The organism is Trichlorobacter sp., from assembly GCF_034008105.1.
Taxonomy (GTDB): Bacteria; Desulfobacterota; Desulfuromonadia; order Geobacterales; family Pseudopelobacteraceae; genus Trichlorobacter.
Genome location: NZ_JAVEPN010000010.1, coordinates 101,402 through 122,028 on the forward strand (window position 1 = coordinate 101,402; position 20,627 = coordinate 122,028).

Below are 20,627 nucleotides of genomic sequence, written 5' to 3' on the forward strand. Positions count from 1 at the left end.
GTTTTGTTAAGCAAAAACAGCCCGTTGGCTGATTTGACATTCGGAGGCCAAGCGACTATAATGCCGCATCTTTTGCAATGGAATGGTTGAGGGTACTGCTTCGTGATACAACACTGTCTGCTTGTCGTTTGTGGCCTGATGCTGGTGTGTGTACTACCCGCCCATGGTGCCGCAGATCCTGCACAAAAATTGCTGCACGAACTGATGCAGCCCCACAGCACCGGGGGCAGTTCAGTTTCGTCCGTTCGCGCAGAGTCCCCTGTTGCCGCTGCAGATCTGGAAAAACTGGCAGCGGGACAGCCCGCCCCAGGTGGTTTGACATCCCTTTTTACCCTTGACGAGCTGCAGGATACAGAGGTTGACCTGCTGTCCGAGTTACGCCTGCCCGATGACCTCCCGGCCTCAGACCTTCCACTAACACTCAACAGCCAGGTTGAATATTTTATCAAGCAGTTTCAAGGACGTTCAAAGGCCTCGTTTGCACGCTGGCTCAGCCGTTCAACCCGTTATCTGCCGATGATGAAAGAGGTACTGCGCAAGGAAGGCCTGCCTGAGGATCTGGTCTATGTGGCCATGATCGAGAGCGGCTTTGTGTTGCACGCCCGCTCCGTGGCCAGCGCCGTCGGTCCCTGGCAGTTCATGCCCGCCACCGGCCGACGCTATTCGTTGCGGATCGACCAGTGGATCGACGAACGCAGGGACCCGGTCAAGGCCACCATGGCGGCCGCCATGTATCTGAAAGACCTGTCCGCCATGTTCAATGGTGACTGGTACCTGGCCACCGCCGGTTATAATGCCGGCGAAAACAAGATATTCCGGGCCATTGACAAGTATAACACCAGCGATTTCTGGGAGCTGACCAAAGGATCGTACCTCAAGCGCGAGACCAAGGACTATGTTCCCAAGTTGCTGGCCGCCGCCATCGTTGCCAAAGATCCGGCACGTTACGGCTTTGAAGATGTTGTGTCGATCCCACAGATCGAACACGATACGGTGACGCTGCCTGGACGGACCGATCTTGAGTTGGTGGCCCGTCTGACCGGTACCACCTACCAGAGCATTCGTCAGTTGAATCCTGCCCTGCGCCACTGGACAACCCCGCCCAATTACCCGAATTTTGAGCTGCGCATCCCCAAGGGGACCAAGGCCCGTTTCGAGGTGGCCTATGCCGAGATTCCCGAGCAGGAGCGGTATAGTGAAAAAAACCTCTATACCCGCTATACCGCCAGCCGCAAGGATAATCTGCGGAGCGTGGCACGTCGCTTCAATATAAGCACCGGAGAACTGTCCGAACTGAATGGCTTGGGGCGCAGGGAGCGGGTGGCTGGCAAGACGCTGATCGTTCCGGTCCGGCAGTCGGTGGATTTTGCTAGCGAGGGTAAACAGGCACAGAAGCGGGCCGAGATCCGTTATTACACGGTACGTAAAGGGGACACGCTGACCACCCTGGCACGTCGCTTCAAGGTTTCAACCAAGCTTCTGGCTTCCTGGAACAACCTGAAGGGCAAGATGGTGCTGGCCCCAGGTAAAAAGCTGATTGTTGCCAGAGCAAAGAGCGAAAGCAGTACCAGGGCCTAAGACGCCACCACTCTCATCCGAAGGGATTGTATTCCATGTATTCGATTCTTCTGTCTGCCGCCGCTGCTGTGGCGGTTTTGTTGGTGCTGCTGCTGGGTTTCCAGCTGAGTTGGTGGCTGTCGTTGATGGCTGGCATGGTGGTCTTTACCGCCGTTTTCGTGATCGCCTCCCGGATCATCATGAAAAAGGTGATGGCCGCCCTGGAGCTGGCCGGCAAAGACTTGCAGGCCCAGCGTTTCGAGAAGGCTATCCGCGGCATGAAGGATGCCCTGCGCTACGGTCCCTGGCAGCTGTACGTCAGTCAGCAGATCAATTCACAGATCGGCATGGCCTACTACATCAAACGTGATTTTTCGAACGCCTTTCCCCACCTTGAGCAGGCCTTCTTCAAAAATTGGATCGCCATGGGGATGCTGGCCATTAGCTATCTGAAACGCCAGAAGCGTGACAAGATGGAGAAGACCTTTGAGAAGGCGGTGCAGTGGAACGGTAAGGAATCGCTGCTCTGGAATCTCTACGCCTACTGTCTGGCAGAAGAGTGTAACGATGCGGCCAAGGCCAAGGATGTGTTGCGGCGCGGCCTCAAAAAACTGCCTGCCGATCCGCATATCATCGAAAACTTGGATCACCTTGAGAACGGTCGCAAGATGAAGATGCGCAGCTTCGGTGATCCCTGGTACCAGTTCCATCTGGAGAGCCTGGGACAGTTGCAAAAGCATCAGATGGCGGCCATGGGAGGGCGGATGCAAAAGCGGATGACGGTGCGGCGATGAGTGGGGCCGTTGCGGCAGAGCGGCCGGAACTCTGGATTCTGGGTGTCCAACCCGGCGAAGGGCGCGAAGCCATTCTCAGCGGCTATCTGGAAGCTGCCGGATATCAGCCCCGGTTGGAGCAGCTCGAGCGCCTGGCTGAGCGTCGACCGTTGGGGGTGGTGCTGGATATCTCGCCCCACTCTGCCGATGGCTGGGGTATTCTGCTGCAGATCAAGTCCAATCCGGCCACCCGCAACATTCCGGTACTGCCGGTCTTTTTGAGCGAAAAGGGTAAGGTGGGCGGTGTTTTCCCGGTGGCCGGTTTTTTTGTATCGCCGGTGGATGAGCAGTACCTGCTGGACCGTTTGGCGGTCTATGGCCTGACCGATGAGGTGGAGACCTGGGACCTGCAGGCCCTGATGGTCTCGCGCTCCGGTGAGGAAAAGCTGTCCAAGGCAGTGGAAGGTATCGGTTTTGAAGTGGTGAAGGCCTATACCGGCAAAGAGGCGCTTGCTCTTACCTCGCTGCACCCCAAATACCTGGCCTTCAGTAATGTGATGCTGCCCGATATGTCGGCCTTTGAACTGCTGGACAAGTTCCGCCTGTTCCCCTACAGCCAGAACATGCCGTTCTTTGTGCTGTTGAAGGGAGAACTCAAGGAGGGAGAAAAGCTGGCCATGAGCCGTGAGATATCCCACCTGGTCAGCAAGAAGCAACTGACCCAGGAGGAGTTCCTCAAATATCTGCGCACCCGGGCCTGACCTTGCGCGCTTGACGCATCAAGCTTAACAATCTAAAAGCCCCTGCCGGTCACTGCCGTCAGGGGCTTTTATGTGCTGCCTGATAAATCTGGCTGCTGGTTAGATCAGGCCGTTACTATCCTTGATCTCGATGCTTGCCTTGGCGCGGAGCTCTTTGAGCCACTGGCTGAAACGCTCGTCCTGACGGGTGCGGTAGAGCTGGTCTTCTATCTCGGTCTTCACCTTTTCAAACGGTTTGACCTTGCCGCTGTCGCGTTCTTCCAGTTTGACGATATGCAGGCCGGAGGGGGTCTTGACCAGCTCACCCACCTCACCAGGCTTCAGCGGCAGCAAGGCTTGCTCCAGATCGGCCAGCATCTCGCCCCGCTTGAAGCTGCCCAGGTCGCCGCCGTCTTTCTTGGCGGCCGGATCATCGGAATGCTGGCGGGCCAGCTCGGCAAAATCCTTGCCGCTGCGGGCCTCATACAGGATGTTCAAGGCCCTGGTCATGGCCTGCTGCAACTCTTCGGCCGGCCCTGTTTCATCAACCTTGATGAAGATATGCCGCGCTTTGAACTGCTCATCCTCGGCATACTTGGCCAGATTGGCGGCGTAGTACTCTTCGACTTCCTTTGGGCTGACATAGACCTTGGAGCGAACCTCCATGCTCACCAGGCGCAGCCGTTCCAGCTGTTCGCGGATCTGGGCCTCATACTGCTCCAGGGTGTACCCCTGTTTTTTGAGCGCATCCGCCAGCTGCTGCTGGTTCATGTTATTGTTCTGACGCTTGACATCGTCGATGGCCTGACGGATCTCATCGTCACCGATCTTAATGCCCAGTTCTTTCACCTTCTGGTCAGTCAGTTTCTTCTCAATCAGCCGCTCCAGCACCATCTTGCGCAGGTCGCTGCGGGCCTTGTCATCCACCAGTCCTTTTTTCTGACTCTCGGCGATCAGTGGCTGTGTCTCGCGGACGACTTCCCGGAAGGTAATCACCTCGTCATTGACGATGGCGGCGATGCCATTGACCCGCACCGCACCGCTCGGCAGTGGTGGTAGAGCTGGTTGGGGCAGTACGGTGACCGCCGGTTTGAGTGGCTCGGCCACCGGCTCGGGCGTTGAGGCGCACCCGGCCAGTAGCAGGGTCGACAGCAGGAGCGACGGCAGTAGGCGACAATAGATGGACGGCATGATCATGCAGATGGCCTCGGTTATTTCTTCTCAGGGCTCGCCGGGGCAGCCGGTGTCTGTTGGGCGTCGGCCGGAGCGGCTTCCTTCAGCTCGATCTTGGCGCCTTTTTTCAGGTCCTCTTTCAGTTGCATGAAGATCTGCTGTTGCTTGGACGGCATCAGGGCTGCCGTGATCTGCTCCTTGACTTCGTCAAAGCTGCGGGTGCCGGCGGCCCGCTTGCCGGTCAGCTTGATGATATGGAAGCCGAACTCGCTCTTGATGATGCCGGACAGTTGCCCTTCCTTGAGGGCGAAGGCGGCTTTTTCGAAGGCCGGCACCATGTTGCCCTTGCCGAACCAGCCCAGATCACCGCCCTTGCTGGCCGAGGTGTCCACCGATTTGGCCTTGGCCAGTTCCTCAAAAGCTGTGCCGCCCTTCAGCTGGGCCAGGATATCCTTGGCCTCCTGCTCGCTTTTGACCAGGATATGGCTGGCCTTGACCTGCTCGCCGGATTTGAACTTGTCGAGGTTCTGCTCGTAAAACTTTTTCAGTTCTTCATCGCTGATCTTGGCATCGGTCTCGACCTTTTTCTTGAGGTAGGTGTCAACCACGATCCGCTTTTTCAGTTCAGCCAGTTTCTCATCGATCTCCTTGCCCTTGTCCAGCCCTTCTTTAGCTGCCTGTTGCAGGATCAGTTCCCGCATCACCAGGGTATCGATCAGCTCTTTTTTTCCCTGCGGTGTGTCGGCCATGCCGCGGATATACTCCGGCAGAGCCTTGACTTCACGGTCGAAGTCGGCGCTGGTGATGGTGCTGCCGTTGACGGTTGCCAGTACGGTGGCTTGCTTTTTGTCGGCGGTGCTGTCCGATGAGGTCGTTTTGTTCTGGCAGGCCACCAGGGCGGTCAGGCCGAGGGCGGTAATCATCAGTTTGACGATGGTGCGAGTGTTCACGGCTGCTCCTTTGAGATGCGTGTTAATTGGGTGATGAAACTTTGAAAAAATACCATAGCCGACATGACGGTTGCAAGGTGCAATCGGTATCGGCGGCGGTGGTCAAGCTGCGCAGGCTACGCAGTCAGCTTGAGCAGTGCTTCCTGGGCGGTAGTCAGGGTTTCGGCAGTGCTGGCATTAACCGGCAACGCAACCAGCAGGCGGTGATCGGGGGTAAACTGGTAGCGCTGCGGCTCCTGGCGGATCAGGCCGATCAGCAGCTCCGGGTTGACCGGCGTAGCGGGATGGAAGCTGAAGACCAGCCGTTTGCCGTCAGATTCGATCTTGTTGACCTTGAGTCGTTTCAGGCTGATGCGGAGTTGCATGATCTGTCCCAGGGTGATGATCGGCTGGGGGGGACGGCCGTAGCGGTCGGCCATCTCGCTCAAGGTCTCGGCCACCTCGTCGTCGGACTCGGCCTGCACCAGCCGTTTGTACAGCACCAGCCGCTGGTTGGTGTCAGGCACGTAGCTCTCAGGGATGAAGGCCGGTAGTGCCAGATTGATCTCCGGCTCGCAGCGTTCTTCGAGTGCCTCACCTTTCAGTTGGGCAATGGCCTCTTCCAGCAGCTGGTTGTAGTATTCAAAACCGATATCGGCCACCGCCCCGGACTGGCGTGGTCCCAGCAGATCGCCGGCACCGCGCAGTTCCAGGTCGTGGGTGGCGATCCTGAAGCCGGCTCCCAACTCGGTGATCTCCTGGATGATCTTGAGCCGCTCGCGGGCATCCTGGCTGATGGCCGCCTGACCGGGGATCAGCAGGTAGGCCTCGCCACGCACCGTGGAACGGCCGATGCGGCCCCGCAGTTGGTAGAGCTGCGACAGGCCGTAGGTGTCGGCCCGGTCGACAATCATGGTGTTGGCCCGGGGGATATCCAGGCCGGATTCGATGATGGTGGTGCAGAGCAGCAGGTCGGTCTGGCCGTGCATGAAGCTCAGCATCACCTTTTCCAGCTCCTTCTCATCCATCTGGCCGTGCGCCACCGCGATGCGCGCCTCCGGTACCAGCCGCCGCAGACGTTCGGCAACCAGGCCGATACTCTGTACCCGGTTGTGGACGAAGAACACCTGGCCATCCCGTTGCAGCTCGCGCAGGATCGCCTCTCGGACCAGCTCATCGGTATCACGCGCCACCACGGTGCGGATCGCCTGACGGTCAACCGGCGGGGTGTCGATGATCGACAGGTCGCGGATGCCCATCATCGACATATGCAGGGTGCGGGGGATCGGTGTGGCGGTCAGGGTCATGATGTCCACGCTGGCCCGGTACTGCTTGAGCCGGTCCTTATCCTTGACCCCGAAACGTTGCTCCTCGTCAACGATCAACAGGCCCAGATCCTTGAAGGCTACGTCTTTCTGCAGCAGGCGGTGGGTGCCGATGATGATGTCGATCTCCCCTTTCTTGACCCGCTCCAGAATTGCCTTTTGTTCAGCTGTGGTGCGAAAGCGGGAGAGCATCTCCACTGTCACCGGATGGTCCTTGAGGCGGTTGCTGAAGGTCTCGAAATGCTGCTGGGCCAGGATGGTGGTGGGCACCAGCACCGCCACCTGCTTGCCGTCCAGCACCGCCTTAAAGGCCCCGCGCAGGGCAACTTCCGTCTTGCCATAGCCCACGTCGCCGCAGACCAGGCGGTCCATGGGGCGGGAGTGCTGCATGTCGGCCAGTACGTCCATGATGGCCGAGAGCTGGTCGGGGGTCTCCTCCCAGGGGAAGGTGGCCTCGAACTCGCGGAACAGGTCATCCGGCGGCGAAAAGGCGAAGCCCTGGGAGGCCTGGCGCTTGGCATAGATCTCCAGCAGTTCGGCGGCCAGCTCCTCCACTGCCTTCCTGGCCTTGCTGCGGGTCTTTTCCCAGCCAGTGCCGCCCAGTTTGGCGGCATGGGGCTGGGCCCCTTCACCGCCTGCATAGCGTTGCACCAGCCCCAGCCGGTCGATCGGCAGGTAGAGCTTGTCATTGCCGGCGTATTCCAAAAGCAGGAAATCGCCCTCTACAGCGCCCATCTTGAGGTGCTGCAGGCCACGGTAGATGCCGATGCCGTGGTCGATATGCACCATGGCGTCGCCTGGTTTCAGCTCCGCCAGCGAGGCCATGATCTGCTTGCTGCGCAGGGCACTGACCCCGCTCTTGCGGCGGACCCGTTTGCCGAACAGCTCTTCCTCGGCGATCAGAACCAGTTTTGCCTCGGGTAGTCGACAGCCGCGGGAGAGGTCGCCCAGGGCCAGGCTGATGCCTCCGGCTGCTGCCAGCTGCCAGGCGGCCTCCAGGCCCTCGGCAATGGTGGTTGGTGGCTGGATACCATAGGGTTCCAGCAGGCTGCGCAGGCGTTCGGCCTGGGACGGCTGGTGACAGGTGATGATGCATTGCCAGCCTGATTGCTGCCAGTCTTTGATCCGTGCTGACACACCCTGCAGGGCGTGGTCGTGGTCGCGGCCCACGTTGAGGCGGAGATCGCTGTTGTTCTCGCAGCTGATCGGTAGCAACTGGCCCACTGGGGTGTCGTTGCTGACCGCCAGTAGCGGCAGTTCTATCCGTTTTTGCTGTTCTAGCAGCCCGGTCAGCTCGTCCGGTGTCAGGTAGAGTTCAGCGGGCAGCGGGTACAGTCGACCGTCGCTGTGGGCCTTTTCGGCGCCTAGCAGCAGATCACTGACCAGTTGCTGGCTGGATTGCTCCAGCGCCGCCGGATCGACCAGCACCACCAGCGGGGCGTCCAGATAGTCGAAAAGGGTCTCCAGCCCAGGATGAAACAAAGGTTGCAGGTACTCTACGCCGTCAGGGAAGATGCTGCCTTGCAGCTCTTCCGCCAGCAGCCGTCGACGATCGGCCGGCAGGTCCAGTTCGTCGGCCCGCGCCTTGAGGCGGGGCAGGAAGGCGGCCAGCATTTCAGGGGTCAGCACCAGTTCCCGCGAGGGCAGCAGGGTCAGGCGCTCCAACGGCTCCAGGGAACGTTGGCTCAAAGGGTCAAAGCTGCGCAGGGTCTCGATGGTGTCACCAAACAGCTCTATCCGCACCGGGCGTGGTTGTGAGGGGGGGAACAGATCAAGGATGCCGCCTCGCACGGCACAGCTGCCCCGCTCCTCGACCAGTGGCGCCGGGGTGTAGCCCAGACGAACCAGCTGCGCCATGAACTGGTCACGGTCCAGCTCGTCGCCGGGGGCCAGGCTGCAGGCAACGTTGCCGAGTACCGAGCGGGGTATGATCCGCTGCATCAGCGCCGGCAATGGGGCAATGACAACCGCTGGAGCATTTTGCAGCAACCGCAAAAGCGTTTCGAGACGGGCTCCGCTGATGTCGGCAACGGGCGAGGTTGTGCTAAACGGCAGCCCTTCCCAGGCCGGGAAGGTGGTCAGTTGCTGTGTTTCACAGAAGACAAGCTCACGGGTCAGTTCATCTGCCGTTGCCTGATTGGCCGTCACCACCAGCAGTTGTCGTTTGCTGTGGAGGGCAAGCTCCGCAATAACCAGGGCTGGAGCGCTGCCGCAGAGACCGCTCAGTACCAAGGGGGATGAGCCGCTGGTGAGGAGGTGGTGAAAATGGTGGTCTGTGTTGAACAGGGTGGGGCGTGATGGCAACGGCATAGGCAGGTCTGGAGTTACTCGTTGTTTTGTTTGTGCTTCAGGCCGGCCTTGATCTTGGGCTTGCCGTCTTCCACCACCACCCGGAACTGGATGTCGCTGGTTCCCAGTTTCTGGGCCAGCACCGGGCGCTGTTTTTCGAGGGTGGCGGCCAGTTGTTCCCGGCTCATGGCTGCAGTCAGGTGGCAGCGGCGGGAGGCCTCCTGCAGCTCGCTGTAGATCCGTTCGATCTCTTGTTCCTGGGGTGAACGTTGTGGTTTTGATGCTGTGGCCGACGGATTGGTGCGTTCAGTTTCATGCAGCTTGGCCCGGAAACGGTCACGGGAGTACCGGCCCTCTTCAATCTCCCGCAAAATCCGGTTCCAATGCTGACGGTAGCTGCTCAGGCGGGCCACCAGGTTGTTGTAACGATGCTTGTACATCGTGTTGGTGATAGGTCCGGTGGCATAGCGGCGCGCCAGTTTTTCCACCTCTTCCAGCTGTTTGAGGGGCTCGCGTTTCTCGAGGCCGATGAAGTATTGCTCGTAGCTGGTGATCAGCTCCTTCAGGCGGGCTTCGAATATGAGCAGGTCTTCGGCGATTCCCATGATCTCTCAGAAAACACTAATGATTTTAGCTGGTGACTATAGGGTGAAAAAAGGCGTCTGTAAAGTGTTTCCGCCAACATGTCTGCTTGACGCTAGGTGTGCGTATCATTACAATTACACGTTACTACTGATTTTTAGGAGTGTTCCATGTCGAAGATAGCTGCCCTGATCCTTGCCGCCGGTAAAGGGACCCGCATGAAGTCAGACCTGATCAAGGTACTGCATGAGGTGGCCGGACAGCCGATGGTCTGCTGGCCCCTGGCCGCCGCACGGGAGGCTGGCGCCGAGGAGATGGTGGTGGTGGTGGGCCACCAGGCAGAGCAGGTTCAGCGGGTGTTGAGCGGCGAGGCCGGGTTGCGCATCGCTCTGCAGGAAGAACAACTGGGTACCGGCCACGCCGTGGCCTGTGGCTTGCCGGCGCTTTCGGGAAACAGCACAACGGTGCTGATCCTGTGCGGCGATACCCCGCTCCTGACCGGCGCCACCTTGCAGCGTCTGGCAATGACACATCATTCGTCCAAGGCAGCGGTGACGGTGCTGACCGCCAAGCTGGCAGACCCGTCCGGCTATGGACGTATCGTGCGGGACAGCGCAGGCCGGGTGCAGCGGATCGTTGAACATAAGGACGCCACGCCTGACGAAGCTGCCATCAATGAGGTGAACAGCGGCATTTACTGTATGGAGCTGGATTTTTTGCAGGCACACATCGGCAGCCTGGGCAGCAATAATGCCCAGAATGAGTATTACCTGACCGACCTGGTGGCGGTTGCCGTGGCTGAACAGCGTGGTTGTGCTGCCGTGGTAGCGGATGACACCCAGGAGATCATGGGGGTCAATGACCGGGCGCAGTTGGCCCAGGCAGCCCGGTTGCTGCGGGAGCGTATCAATACACGGCTGATGCAGGACGGCGTTACCCTGATCGATCCTGATTGCACCTATATTGATGCCGGCGTGGTAATCGGTGCCGACACCGAGATCTGGCCCGGTTGCGTAGTGCGTGGCAAAACAGTTATTGGAAAAGGCTGTCTGCTGGAGAGCAACGTGCAGGTCTGTGATTGCACCCTGGGAAACAAGGTTCATCTGAAAAGTGGCAGTGTGCTTGCCGAAGCGGTGCTGCATAGCGACGTTGCGGTAGGGCCGATGGCTCACCTGAGGCCAGGCACCGTGCTGCACGATCAGGTCAAGATCGGCAACTTTGTTGAAACCAAGAAGGCGGTGCTGGGCGAAGGCAGCAAGGCCTCACACCTGACCTATCTGGGTGACGCCGAGATCGGACGGGAGGTGAATGTGGGCTGCGGCACCATCACCTGTAACTACGACGGCGTTAACAAGCACAGGACCGTGATCGGTGATAACGTCTTTGTGGGTAGCGACGTGCAGCTGGTGGCCCCGGTGACCGTCGGCAGGGGCGCCCTGATCGCAGCCGGCACCACCGTTACCCGGGATGTCCCCCCCGATTCGCTGGCCATTGCCCGTACCCCCCAGGTCAACAAAGAGGGCTGGTGCCTGAAGCAGAAGTGATCCTTTAGTACGGCAGTTGAAAGGTGTGCTGACACAGTATGTCACATGAATGTATCACCATAAAGGGTGCTTGCGAACATAACCTGAAGTGCATCGATGTGGCCATCCCCCGCGACAAGTTGGTGGTGATCACCGGCCTGTCCGGCTCAGGCAAGTCGACGCTGGCCTTTGACACCATCTACGCTGAAGGTCAGCGCCGCTACGTTGAATCCCTCTCGGCCTACGCCCGCCAATTTCTGGAGCAGATGGAAAAGCCGGATGTGGAGTCGATCGAAGGGTTGTCGCCGGCCATCTCCATTGAACAGAAGACTACTTCGCGCAACCCGCGCTCCACGGTTGGTACGGTAACCGAGATCTACGATTACCTGCGCCTGCTGTTTGCGCGGATCGGTCAGCCCCACTGTCATGAGTGCGGTAAGCCGATTACCGCCCAGACGGTATCCCAGATGGTGGATCGGATTATGGCCTTGCCGACAGGGACCAAGCTGCAGCTGCTGGCCCCGATGATCCGCGGCCGCAAGGGCGAGTACAAGAAGGAGTTGCAGCAGCTGCGCAAGGAGGGCTTTACCCGGGTGCTGGTGGATGGCGTCGCGTTGGAGCTGTCCGACGACATCGAGATGGACAAGAAGAAGAAGCACGACATCGAGATTGTGGTTGACCGGGTGGTGGTCAAGGAGGGGATTGAGCGTCGTCTGGCCGACTCGCTGGAGACTGCCCTGGGCCATGCCGACGGTCTGGTGGTGGTCCAGATCGTGGATGGTGAACGACTGACCTTTTCTGAAAAATTCGCCTGCACCGACTGCGGCATCTCCTATCCGGAGATCGCGCCGCGTATGTTCTCCTTCAACAACCCATACGGCGCCTGCCCGGACTGCACCGGTCTCGGTACCCGCATGTATTTTGATGCCGAGTTGGTGGTGCCCAATCCCGACCTCTCGATCCGCGAGGGGGCCATCGCTCCCTGGGAAAAGCGGCTTTCGGGATGGTATCATCTTACCCTCGAGGCGCTGGCCAAGGCCTTCAAATTCGATATCACCACCCCCTTCAAGGAACTGCCCCCCAAGGCCCAGGAAGTGATCCTGCACGGCTCCCGTGGTGAACAGGTGGAATTCTGGTGGGAGGAACATGGCCGTCGCCATACCTACCACAAGGAGTTCGAGGGGGTGCTCAACAATCTGGAGCGCCGCTACCGCGAGACCGATTCCGACGCAACCCGGGAAGAGCTGGAAAAGTACATGAATGTAATGCCCTGCCCCACCTGCCACGGGGCGCGGCTCAAAAAAGAGGCGTTGCATATCCTGGTGGGAGGGCAGAATATTCAACAGGTAACCGCCCTGCCGATCCGGGATTGTCTGACGTTTTTTGACGCACTTGTCCTGACTGAGAAGGAGCAGGAGATCGCCCGCCGTATCCTGAAAGAGATCCGCGAGCGTCTCGGTTTTCTGGTGAATGTCGGTCTGGACTACCTCTCGCTGGACCGCACCTCCGGCACCCTGTCCGGTGGCGAGGGGCAGCGGATCAGGCTGGCCACCCAGATCGGATCAAGCCTGGTGGGGGTGCTGTATATCCTTGATGAGCCGTCCATCGGCCTTCATCAGCGGGATAACGAGCGACTGCTGGGTACGCTGCGGCATTTGCGGGATATCGGTAATACCGTGCTGGTGGTGGAACATGACGAGGACACCATCCTGGCCGCCGATCATGTCCTGGACATGGGGCCGGGGGCCGGCGTCCACGGCGGCGAGGTGGTGGCCCAGGGTACGCCCCAGGAGATCATGGCCGATCCGGCCTCGCTGACTGGTCGCTACCTGTCCGGCGAGCTGTCGATCGCGGTACCGAAGAAACGGCGCAAGCCGGAGCGGCATATTGGCGTGATCGGCGCTACCGAGAATAACCTGAAGGGGATCGATGTGGAGATTCCGCTGGGGGTGATGACCTGTGTGACCGGCGTTTCTGGCTCAGGCAAATCAACCCTGGTGATCGATACCCTGCACAAGGTGCTGTCACAGCGTCTGTACCGTAGTCGTGAAAAGGCCGGCGCAGTGCAAGAGATACGCGGGCTGGAACACCTTGACAAGGTGATCAATATCGACCAGTCGCCCATCGGTCGCACCCCGCGCAGTAACCCGGCCACCTACACCGGGGTGTTCGGCGACATCCGCGACCTGTTTGCCAATCTGCCGGAGTCGAAGCTGCGGGGCTACAAGCCGGGGCGCTATTCGTTCAATGTCAAAGGTGGGCGCTGCGAGGCCTGTTCCGGTGACGGCATCCTCAAGATCGAGATGCACTTCCTGCCGGATGTCTTTGTGACCTGCGACGTCTGTCATGGCGCCCGCTACAACCGCGAGACCCTGGAAGTGCACTACAAGGGCAAGTCAATCGCGGATGTCCTCGGTATGACGGTGGAGCAGGCTTTGGAGTTCCTGGGGGCGATCCCCCGCATCAAAAACAAGCTCAAGACTCTGGTTGAGGTGGGGTTGGGCTATATCACCCTGGGGCAATCGGCCACCACCCTTTCCGGCGGCGAGGCGCAACGGGTCAAGCTGGCCAAGGAGCTGTCCCGCCGCGCCACCGGGCGCACCATCTACATCCTTGACGAGCCGACCACCGGACTGCACTTTGCCGATATCGCCAAGTTGCTGGATGTGCTGCACCGGCTGGTGGATGCCGGCAATACCATCGTGATCATCGAGCACAACCTGGACGTGATCAAGACGGCTGACTGGATCATCGATCTGGGGCCCGAAGGTGGCGACCGGGGCGGACAGATTGTGGCAGCCGGTACCCCGGAGCAGGTGGCCAAGGTGACCAAATCCTACACCGGAAAATTCCTCAGGAAGCTCCTGTGAGCGCGGCACAACGCACGGCACGCAAGCGGGTGGTGATCGTCGGCATGGGCTTCGGCGGCATGCATGCCGCACGGGAACTGGCTGGCAGCCAGTGTGAGGTGCTGCTGCTGGATCGCACCAATTACCATCTGTTTCAGCCCTTGTTGTATCAGGTGGCCACGGCCGGGCTGGAGCAGGAATCGATCGCCTATCCGCTGCGGGCATTGATACGGAACTGGTACAACCTGCAGTTTCAGATGCGTGAGGTGACCGGCCTTGATCTGGACGGCAGGCGGGTGCTGACCGACCGGGGGGCGGTGGAGTACGATTATCTGATCATGGCCGGCGGCAGCGTGACCAATTTTTTTGGCAACGCCGGTGTGGCACGCCATGCCTTTGATCTGAAACGGCTGGCCGATGCCGAACGGCTGCGTAATGCGATTCTGACCACCTTTGAGCTGGCGGTGCAGGAGGCGGACCCGCAGCGTCGCCGTGAACTGCTGACCTTTGTGGTGGTGGGCGGTGGTCCCACCGGCGTCGAGTTTGCCGGCGCCCTGGCCGAACTGATCCGCTACGTCTTCCGCAAGGACTACCCTGACCTTAATCTTGCGGAATGCCGGGTGATGCTGCTGGAGGCTGCGCCGACCCTGCTGGGCGCCATGCCGGATCGGCTACGGTGCTATGCGGAAAAACGGTTGCGCCAGATGGGGGTTGAGGTGCGTTGCAACTGTCTGGTGGCCGATGCCACTCAGGACAGCATTGTTTTGGCTGATGGCGAGACCATCGCCAGCCGCACCCTGTTCTGGTCGGCCGGGGTCAAGGCTGCCCCGCTGGCTGATCTGCTGCCTGGTGTAAAAGGGCCTGGCGGACGGGTTGTCGTGACTGACCGGCTTACGCTGCCAGGGCACGACGAGGTCTATCTGGTGGGTGATATGGCCTGCGCACTGCACGACGGCAAGCCGTTGCCGATGATGGCACCGGTTGCCATGCAGCAGGGGCGCCACGCTGCCCGTTCGATCATTGTACGCGAACAGGGGGCTGCGCCGGCACCGTTTCAGTATGTCGATAAGGGCAGTATGGCCACCATCGGTCGCAGCACTGCCGTGGCAATGGCCTTTGGTCTCTCGTTTTCCGGTTTTGTGGCCTGGCTGGTCTGGCTGCTCTTGCATCTCTACTATCTGATCGGTTTTCGTAACCGGGTGGTGGTGCTGCTCAACTGGGCCTGGTACTACTGGTTCCATGAGCGGCAGGTACGATTGATCACGGCTGCTAGCGGGAGAAATACATCGGGAGGGGCGGATGGTCAAGACAGCAACCTTTGAGGCATTACTGGAGTCTTTGCAGGAAGATGGCGACGGCTACCTGTTTACCCTGGAGGGTAAGCAGTACCGGATCACTGATCGTGACGAGGTGCGCGCCATTGCTGAATCACACGGGTATATCCTGATTTATTGAGCCTCTTTGCCGGTGCGCAGGATGGCGGTAAACATCGCTTCCTGCTCGGTCTGGGAGACTGAGATCACCACCTCAACCTCAAACAGCCTGCCGCAGATGTCCCGCACCGTCTGGCGGCTGGTGGTGCCGATCAGGGCGCTGCTGCCGGCATGAAAGTAGTCGTTAATCCCCTCCCGCAGTGCCGTCGGATCACTGAAGAAGTCAAAGATGCTTTGGCCTAACAGTTCGTCTTTGCTCAGTCCGAACAGCTTTTCCGCCTTCTGGTTGCTGATCACGATCTTGCCGTCCGGGAGGAAGGTGACGATTGGCGACTGGGCGATTTCAATGAAGTTGCGGTAGCGTTCGTCCGATTCGTGCCGCTGGCGTGTACGGCGCTCAAGCTCTGCCATCAGCTCGTTAAAGGAGTTTACCAGCCGGCCGATCTCATCGTTGTTAGTGGCCACGATCGGGCTGGAGAAGTTACCGCTGTTGGCTGCGGTTTCAATTCCTTCCGCCACCCTGGCCACCGGCGACAGGATCGTGCGGTGGATCAGCCAGCCGGTAACCACCACCAGCAGCAGCACGATCACTCCCTCCAATAGCAGTTCTCGCCGCATATTGTTCAGAATGGTCTGCTGCAGTGTGCTGAGCGGCACCGATACCGATATGGCGCCGATCAGTTCGCCGGCCTGATAATTGTAGGACGGATGCCCTTTGGGGAAACGTTGCTGCACAAAGCGCGGGGCCTGCTCGAAGCTACCGTGACAGGTCAGGCAGGACTGATCGGCCACCATCGGCAAGAGATAGCGTAGCGCCTTGTTGTCGCCATCACCCACCACCTGAAAACGTTCCTTCAGCTGTGCACCCTTGAATTGCTGCAGCGTCTCACGTTCATAGGCGTCGGGCTGATTCTGGGGGTTACGATAGCGCAGTGACACCTGGCGCACGTAGTAGGGGCTGTCCTGGGTGAGGCGCCGGGCGATGCGGGTGGCGGCCACCTGGGGGGTCAGGCCGGTATTTTGCTCTACCTGTTCGACCCTGACTACCGAAGAAAGATATTCGCGAATCTCCACGATCTGGCGCGCGATGGTGCGGGCCTTGTCAACGGTTTCTTGCAGGGCCAGCGCCTGATCATGCCGGTACGAGGTCCAGGCCAGGGTCATGAACAGGACGATCAGCAGACAGCTGATGATCAGGGTTAGTTTGGTGGTGATCCGCATGGGAGCCTCGTGACAAGCGTAGTGCGACCGCAACTCAGTATAGCTGAATGCAGGCGCTTGGCAAGCTGTTGCAAAAGCCTTGAACCCCATAGGTGAATCGGGTATCGTGCCGATTTGGTTACGGGTACGGACGGCGAGCAGCCGCGAGAAAGGACCCAGGATATATGTATACTGATCAACAACACCGTCGGCGTTCTACTGGCCGGATGGGCAAGGGCTTTTGGTCCACACTGCTGGTGGCTGCCGTCACCCTGACTCTGGTTGCCGTGGTGGGCCTGGTTGGCTATGTGGCTTTTTTAGTTGCACGGTTGCCCAAGGTCGACCGACTGGCTGACTATAAACCGCCGGTGGTCTCACAGGTCTACGGCGATAACGGCACCCTGGTGGGAGAGTTCTACCTTGAGCGTCGCACCGTGGTGCCGGTCAACATGATGCCTCGCAAGCTGATTCAGGCCTTTGTGGCGGCCGAGGACGCAAACTTTTATTCCCACAAGGGGATTGATTATTTCGGCATCGTGCGGGCCGCCTTCAAGAATCTGATCTCCTTCCGCAAGAAGGAAGGCGCCTCCACCATTACCCAGCAGGTGACCAAGACCATGCTGCTCAGTCCAGAAAAGAAGATCTCGCGCAAGATCAAGGAAGCGATTCTGGCCAAGCGGCTGGAGGAAAAGCTGACCAAGGATGAGATCCTCTACCTGTACCTGAACCAGATCTACATGGGGGCTGGCGCCTATGGTGTGCAGGCTGCCGCCGAGACCTACTTCGGCAAGGGGGTTGAAAAGCTGAACCTTGCCGAAATGGCGGTGCTGGCCGGTCTGCCCAAGGCCCCCAATGCCTATTCGCCGATCAAGCATCTGGAACGCTCCAAGGAGCGTCAAGGCTACGTGTTGGATCGCATGGTGGCCGAAGGCTTCATTACCCAGGCCGAGGCGGACCATGCCCGTAAAACACCGTTGACCGTGCTTCCCGGTCGGCGGGTGGTGAATGATCAGGTGGCCTATTTTTTAGAGCAGATGCGGATATATCTTGAGGAAAAGTACGGCGAAGATCAGCTCTACAAAGGTGGCCTGAAGATCTACACCACCATGAACTATGAGATGCAGCGCTCGGCCTATGAGTCGGTGCGTGCAGGATTGAAGGCCGTTGACAAGCGGATGGGGTTTCGTGGCGCCTCCAAGTTTTTGAAGGAACAGGAGGTCACGCCGTTCTGTGCCAAGGTTGAAGAGGGGATCGATTCGGCGGCCCTCAAGGTCGGCGAGACCTATAGCGGCGTGGTGACGGCGGTCTACCCGAACAAAGGCGAGGCCATCGTGCGGGTGGGTGATCGGATTGGTGTGCTGAATCGCAAGGGGATGGCCTGGGCCGGCAAGCTGGGCCTGATCAACCGTTTTGGCAAGCCGGACAAGCCGTCCCGCAATCTGTCGCTTGGCGCCGTGCTGGAGGTGCAGGTGGTGACCCCTGAAGTAAACCGTCAAGGGGCCGTCTTCACTCTGGACCAGACGCCGGAGGTGCAAGGGGCGCTGGTGGCGATCGATCCTCGCACCGGTGGCATCAAGGCCATGATGGGGGGCTACGATTTCCGTAAGAGCCAGTTCAACCGGGCAGTGCAGGCCAAGCGCAACGCCGGTTCAGCCTTCAAGCCGATCATCTATGCAGCTGCCCTGGAACGAGGATTGACCCCGGCCACCGTGATCGTGGATGAAGAGGTGGAGTACCCGGCCGGCGGCGGTAAGCTCTGGAAGCCGAAGAATTATGACGGCACCCATCGAGGGCCGTTGACCATGCGTGAGGCACTGACCCACTCGATCAATATCTTCAGCGTCAAGCTGCTCGACCAGGTCGGCGTTGACTATGCCGTCGAGTTTGCTAAAAAGCTGGGCTTTACCTCAAAGATCGAGCCCAACCTCTCGCTGGCTCTGGGGGCCGCCAGTGTTTCTCCCCTGGAGTTGACGATGGCCTATGGCGTTTTTGCCAACAAAGGTGTCTATCTGCAGCCGTTCTCTATCTTGCGGGTGACCGATAGCGAAGGGCGGATACTTGAGGAACGCAAACCACTGGCGCCAGCGGCTCCGGTTACCCCTCCTCCGACTGCGGAGCTTGCTCCCGGCATCGCAACGGTCGTGCCCGTCGAACCGTCGGCAGTCACGCCGCAGGCAGCTTATATTGTGACCAATCTGATGGAGAGCGTGGTGCAGAGCGGCACCGGTCACCGGGCTGCTGCCATCAACCGTCCGGTGGCCGGCAAAACCGGCACCAGTAACGACATGAAGGATGCCTGGTTCGTGGGCTACATCCCGCAACTGGTGGCCGGTGTCTGGGTGGGGTTTGACAATCAGGAGCGTTCTTTGGGGCGGGCTGGAACCGGCGGACAGGCCGCCGCGCCGATCTGGGCCGACTTTATGCTTGGGGCGGCCAAAGGACTTCCGGTGGAGCGGTTTGAGCCGCCCGAGGATGTGTCCTACGTCAGGATTAATCCCAAGACCGGTCGTCTGGCCAGTGGAGAAGCAGGGATTCTGGAGTGCTTTGTCAAGGGGACGGAGCCGTCCAGTTACGATGGTGATTGAGGCGCGTCGGGTGCCGCTAGGCCTTGCTGCGCCTCCTCGACGCTGATCAGGGTGACCTCTTCGGCCACTCCGGCCTTGCGGGAAATTACCTGCCGCACCTTCTGCCAGTCGACTTTGTCACTGATGTTTAGGGTCTGCAGTAATGCCTTTGTCTCGCGTTCAACGCCCCTGGTCTTGGTGTAAATGTCGCGGTGTACTTCGAGAAATACCCGCCCCTCCTCAGTGGTAGCCACCTTGACCGGCTGGTAGATGATCTCGCCGGGTGTATTCAGCTTCACCACCTTGAACAGTTCTTCCATGCGATCCGGATGGACCCTGATGCAACCGTGACTGGCAAAGGTGTAGATCGACCACGGCTTGCTGGTGCTGTGGATCAGGATGCCCGGCAACGACGTGCGCAGGGCGTATTTGCCCAGCGGGTTGTCTGCCCCCGGCGGTACGCTGGTGATGACCTCCTTGCCTTCACGCCGCATCTCCTCCTGAATCGAGGGGGGTACGGTCCAGGTAGGATCCTTGGCCTTGTTGGTGATCCGGAAGCGACCAGTGGGGGTGTGCCAGGGGATGTCGTCCATCTTGGTCGGCGTGCCCAGGGCCACTGCCGTTGCATAGGCCAGCTTGCCCTTTTCGAAGTAGTACAGCATCCGGTCGGGAATGTTGATCACAATGCCGTGCTTGAGCTTGCTGGGAGGGATGATCCGCTGGTTGTTATAGCGCAACACCTGACCGACCTTAAGGTGGCTCTGTGGTTTCAGGCCGTTCATGGTTGCCAGACGACGATAGTTAACCCCCAGCTTGGCAGCCACCAGTCGCAGACTGTCGTTTTTGAGCACCGTGTAACTGCCGATGGTGCCCACCAGCTTGGCTGACTGGAGGGGCTGCTCCTCAGCTGCGGGCAGTTGCTGCAAGGTCTCGTTCTGCACTGTGCTGGAGGGATCGGACAGCGGAGGCTGCTGCAGTGGCGGCAGTGCTTGTTCGGTGGCGGTTGTCGCCTGCTGTTCCTGCACAGCGACAGGGGGCGGCGGAGCAGTGGTGGCGGTTTGACTGTCTGGAGCAGGCTGGGGCTGCGCAATCAGGCGTTCCCGAAGCTGGGTGCCCTTCTGGGTGGCCAGCCGGTAGTAACGCTCGGCATTTTGGCTGTCGCTGAGCTGATAATACATTTCTGCGGTTGCAACGGTGGCGTCCAGGCTGCGCAACTCCTGCGGGAAGCGCTCCGCCACACCGTCCGAGCGCAGTTTGGCCAACATGGCTATCGCCTCGCTGCGAACATCTGCCTGTGCGACGCCGCTCAGCAGCAAGCCGCAAAGACAAGCTGTCAGCGCCATCTGTTTTCTTGTTCCGTACGGCATTTTCTGCTGCTCCTTAGTGGCGTGTACTAAGCTGTCGTCTGTCTTGGTATGGTGTCTAGTCTATCATTTGCAAATTGAATTTCAAGCGGTTAGCTGGTGCTAAAAATTTTTTTTCAAAAAAGTACTTGACGATGAAAACCGGCGTGTGTATAAACGGGATTCCTTGCTGCACGGAACACCAAGCAAAACGCAGCGAGTTCGGTCTTTGACAACCAGATAGCAGTAAGATGATTGCGGGCGTTTTACCGTAATTTTATTTGAGTTAGTGTTTTATGATACAGGAATACAAACTGGAGAGTTTGATCCTGGCTCAGAACGAACGC

At 59.4% G+C, this 20,627-nt stretch carries 14 protein-coding genes; 8 read left to right on the plus strand and 6 right to left on the minus strand.

Annotated features, from left to right (window positions below; translation table 11 throughout):
• The first annotated feature begins 315 nt into the window (after positions 1–315).
• From RBQ93_RS07820 to RBQ93_RS07830, 3 genes are read left to right on the plus strand one after another with little or no spacing between them, the layout of a single operon-like run.
• Positions 316–1,578 carry a transglycosylase SLT domain-containing protein gene (locus RBQ93_RS07820; protein ID WP_320371545.1) on the plus strand — a complete coding sequence of 421 codons (1,263 nt, stop codon included), beginning with the start codon at positions 316–318 and terminating at the stop codon, positions 1,576–1,578.
• Between the two features lie 35 nt (positions 1,579–1,613).
• The gene (locus RBQ93_RS07825; protein WP_320371546.1) at positions 1,614–2,351 is read left to right on the plus strand and encodes a hypothetical protein; all 738 of its coding nucleotides are present in this window, start codon (positions 1,614–1,616) and stop codon (positions 2,349–2,351) included.
• Positions 2,348–3,091 (plus strand): response regulator, encoded by a 744-nt coding sequence (locus tag RBQ93_RS07830; protein ID WP_320371547.1) that lies wholly within the window; start codon positions 2,348–2,350, stop codon positions 3,089–3,091. The genes RBQ93_RS07825 and RBQ93_RS07830 overlap by 4 nt, the downstream gene beginning before the upstream one ends.
• A gap of 99 nt (positions 3,092–3,190) precedes the next feature.
• On the opposite strand, the gene RBQ93_RS07835 is transcribed toward RBQ93_RS07830, so the two are convergent.
• The 4 genes from RBQ93_RS07835 to RBQ93_RS07850 form a co-directional block, all read right to left on the minus strand.
• Positions 3,191–4,261: a peptidylprolyl isomerase gene (locus RBQ93_RS07835; RefSeq protein ID WP_320371548.1), complete on the minus strand. Its 1,071-nt coding sequence runs from the start codon at positions 4,259–4,261 to the stop codon at positions 3,191–3,193.
• Positions 4,262–4,281: 20 nt separating this feature from the next.
• Positions 4,282–5,193: a peptidylprolyl isomerase gene (locus RBQ93_RS07840; RefSeq protein ID WP_320371549.1), complete on the minus strand. Its 912-nt coding sequence runs from the start codon at positions 5,191–5,193 to the stop codon at positions 4,282–4,284.
• Between the two features lie 116 nt (positions 5,194–5,309).
• On the minus strand, positions 5,310–8,807 hold the full coding sequence (mfd, locus tag RBQ93_RS07845) for a transcription-repair coupling factor (protein ID WP_320371550.1): 3,498 nt from the start codon (positions 8,805–8,807) through the stop codon (positions 5,310–5,312).
• Positions 8,808–8,821: 14 nt separating this feature from the next.
• Positions 8,822–9,391, minus strand: a complete 570-nt coding sequence (locus tag RBQ93_RS07850) for an MXAN_5187 C-terminal domain-containing protein (protein ID WP_320371551.1) — start codon at positions 9,389–9,391, stop codon at positions 8,822–8,824.
• Between the two features lie 147 nt (positions 9,392–9,538).
• Here RBQ93_RS07850 and glmU point away from each other — a divergent pair, with 147 nt between their 5' ends.
• Genes glmU through RBQ93_RS07870 form a run of 4 tightly spaced genes read left to right on the plus strand, consistent with a single transcriptional unit; the run spans position 9,539 to position 15,195 of the window.
• Positions 9,539–10,912, plus strand: coding sequence for a bifunctional UDP-N-acetylglucosamine diphosphorylase/glucosamine-1-phosphate N-acetyltransferase GlmU (gene glmU / locus RBQ93_RS07855; RefSeq protein WP_320371552.1), 1,374 nt, complete (start codon positions 9,539–9,541; stop codon positions 10,910–10,912).
• Positions 10,913–10,950: 38 nt separating this feature from the next.
• A complete protein-coding gene (uvrA, locus tag RBQ93_RS07860) occupies positions 10,951–13,761 on the plus strand; it encodes an excinuclease ABC subunit UvrA (protein WP_320371553.1) in 2,811 nt (936 codons plus the stop codon).
• Positions 13,758–15,062, plus strand: coding sequence for an NAD(P)/FAD-dependent oxidoreductase (locus RBQ93_RS07865; RefSeq protein WP_320371554.1), 1,305 nt, complete (start codon positions 13,758–13,760; stop codon positions 15,060–15,062). Before uvrA ends, RBQ93_RS07865 begins: the two co-directional genes overlap by 4 nt.
• On the plus strand, positions 15,040–15,195 hold the full coding sequence (locus RBQ93_RS07870; RefSeq protein WP_320371555.1) for a hypothetical protein: 156 nt from the start codon (positions 15,040–15,042) through the stop codon (positions 15,193–15,195). The genes RBQ93_RS07865 and RBQ93_RS07870 overlap by 23 nt, the downstream gene beginning before the upstream one ends.
• On the opposite strand, the gene RBQ93_RS07875 is transcribed toward RBQ93_RS07870, so the two are convergent.
• Positions 15,189–16,394, minus strand: a complete 1,206-nt coding sequence (locus RBQ93_RS07875) for a DUF3365 domain-containing protein (protein WP_320371556.1) — start codon at positions 16,392–16,394, stop codon at positions 15,189–15,191. The genes RBQ93_RS07870 and RBQ93_RS07875 overlap by 7 nt on opposite strands.
• 164 nt (positions 16,395–16,558) lie before the next feature.
• On the opposite strand from RBQ93_RS07875, the gene RBQ93_RS07880 reads away from it, so the two are divergent.
• Positions 16,559–18,958 (plus strand): penicillin-binding protein 1A, encoded by a 2,400-nt coding sequence (locus RBQ93_RS07880; RefSeq protein WP_413818366.1) that lies wholly within the window; start codon positions 16,559–16,561, stop codon positions 18,956–18,958.
• On the opposite strand, the gene RBQ93_RS07885 is transcribed toward RBQ93_RS07880, so the two are convergent.
• Complete coding sequence (locus RBQ93_RS07885; protein WP_320371557.1) at positions 18,943–20,304, minus strand: L,D-transpeptidase family protein; 1,362 nt, start codon at positions 20,302–20,304, stop codon at positions 18,943–18,945. The two genes, RBQ93_RS07880 and RBQ93_RS07885, sit on opposite strands and share 16 nt — an antisense overlap.
• Positions 20,305–20,627: the final 323 nt, after the last annotated feature.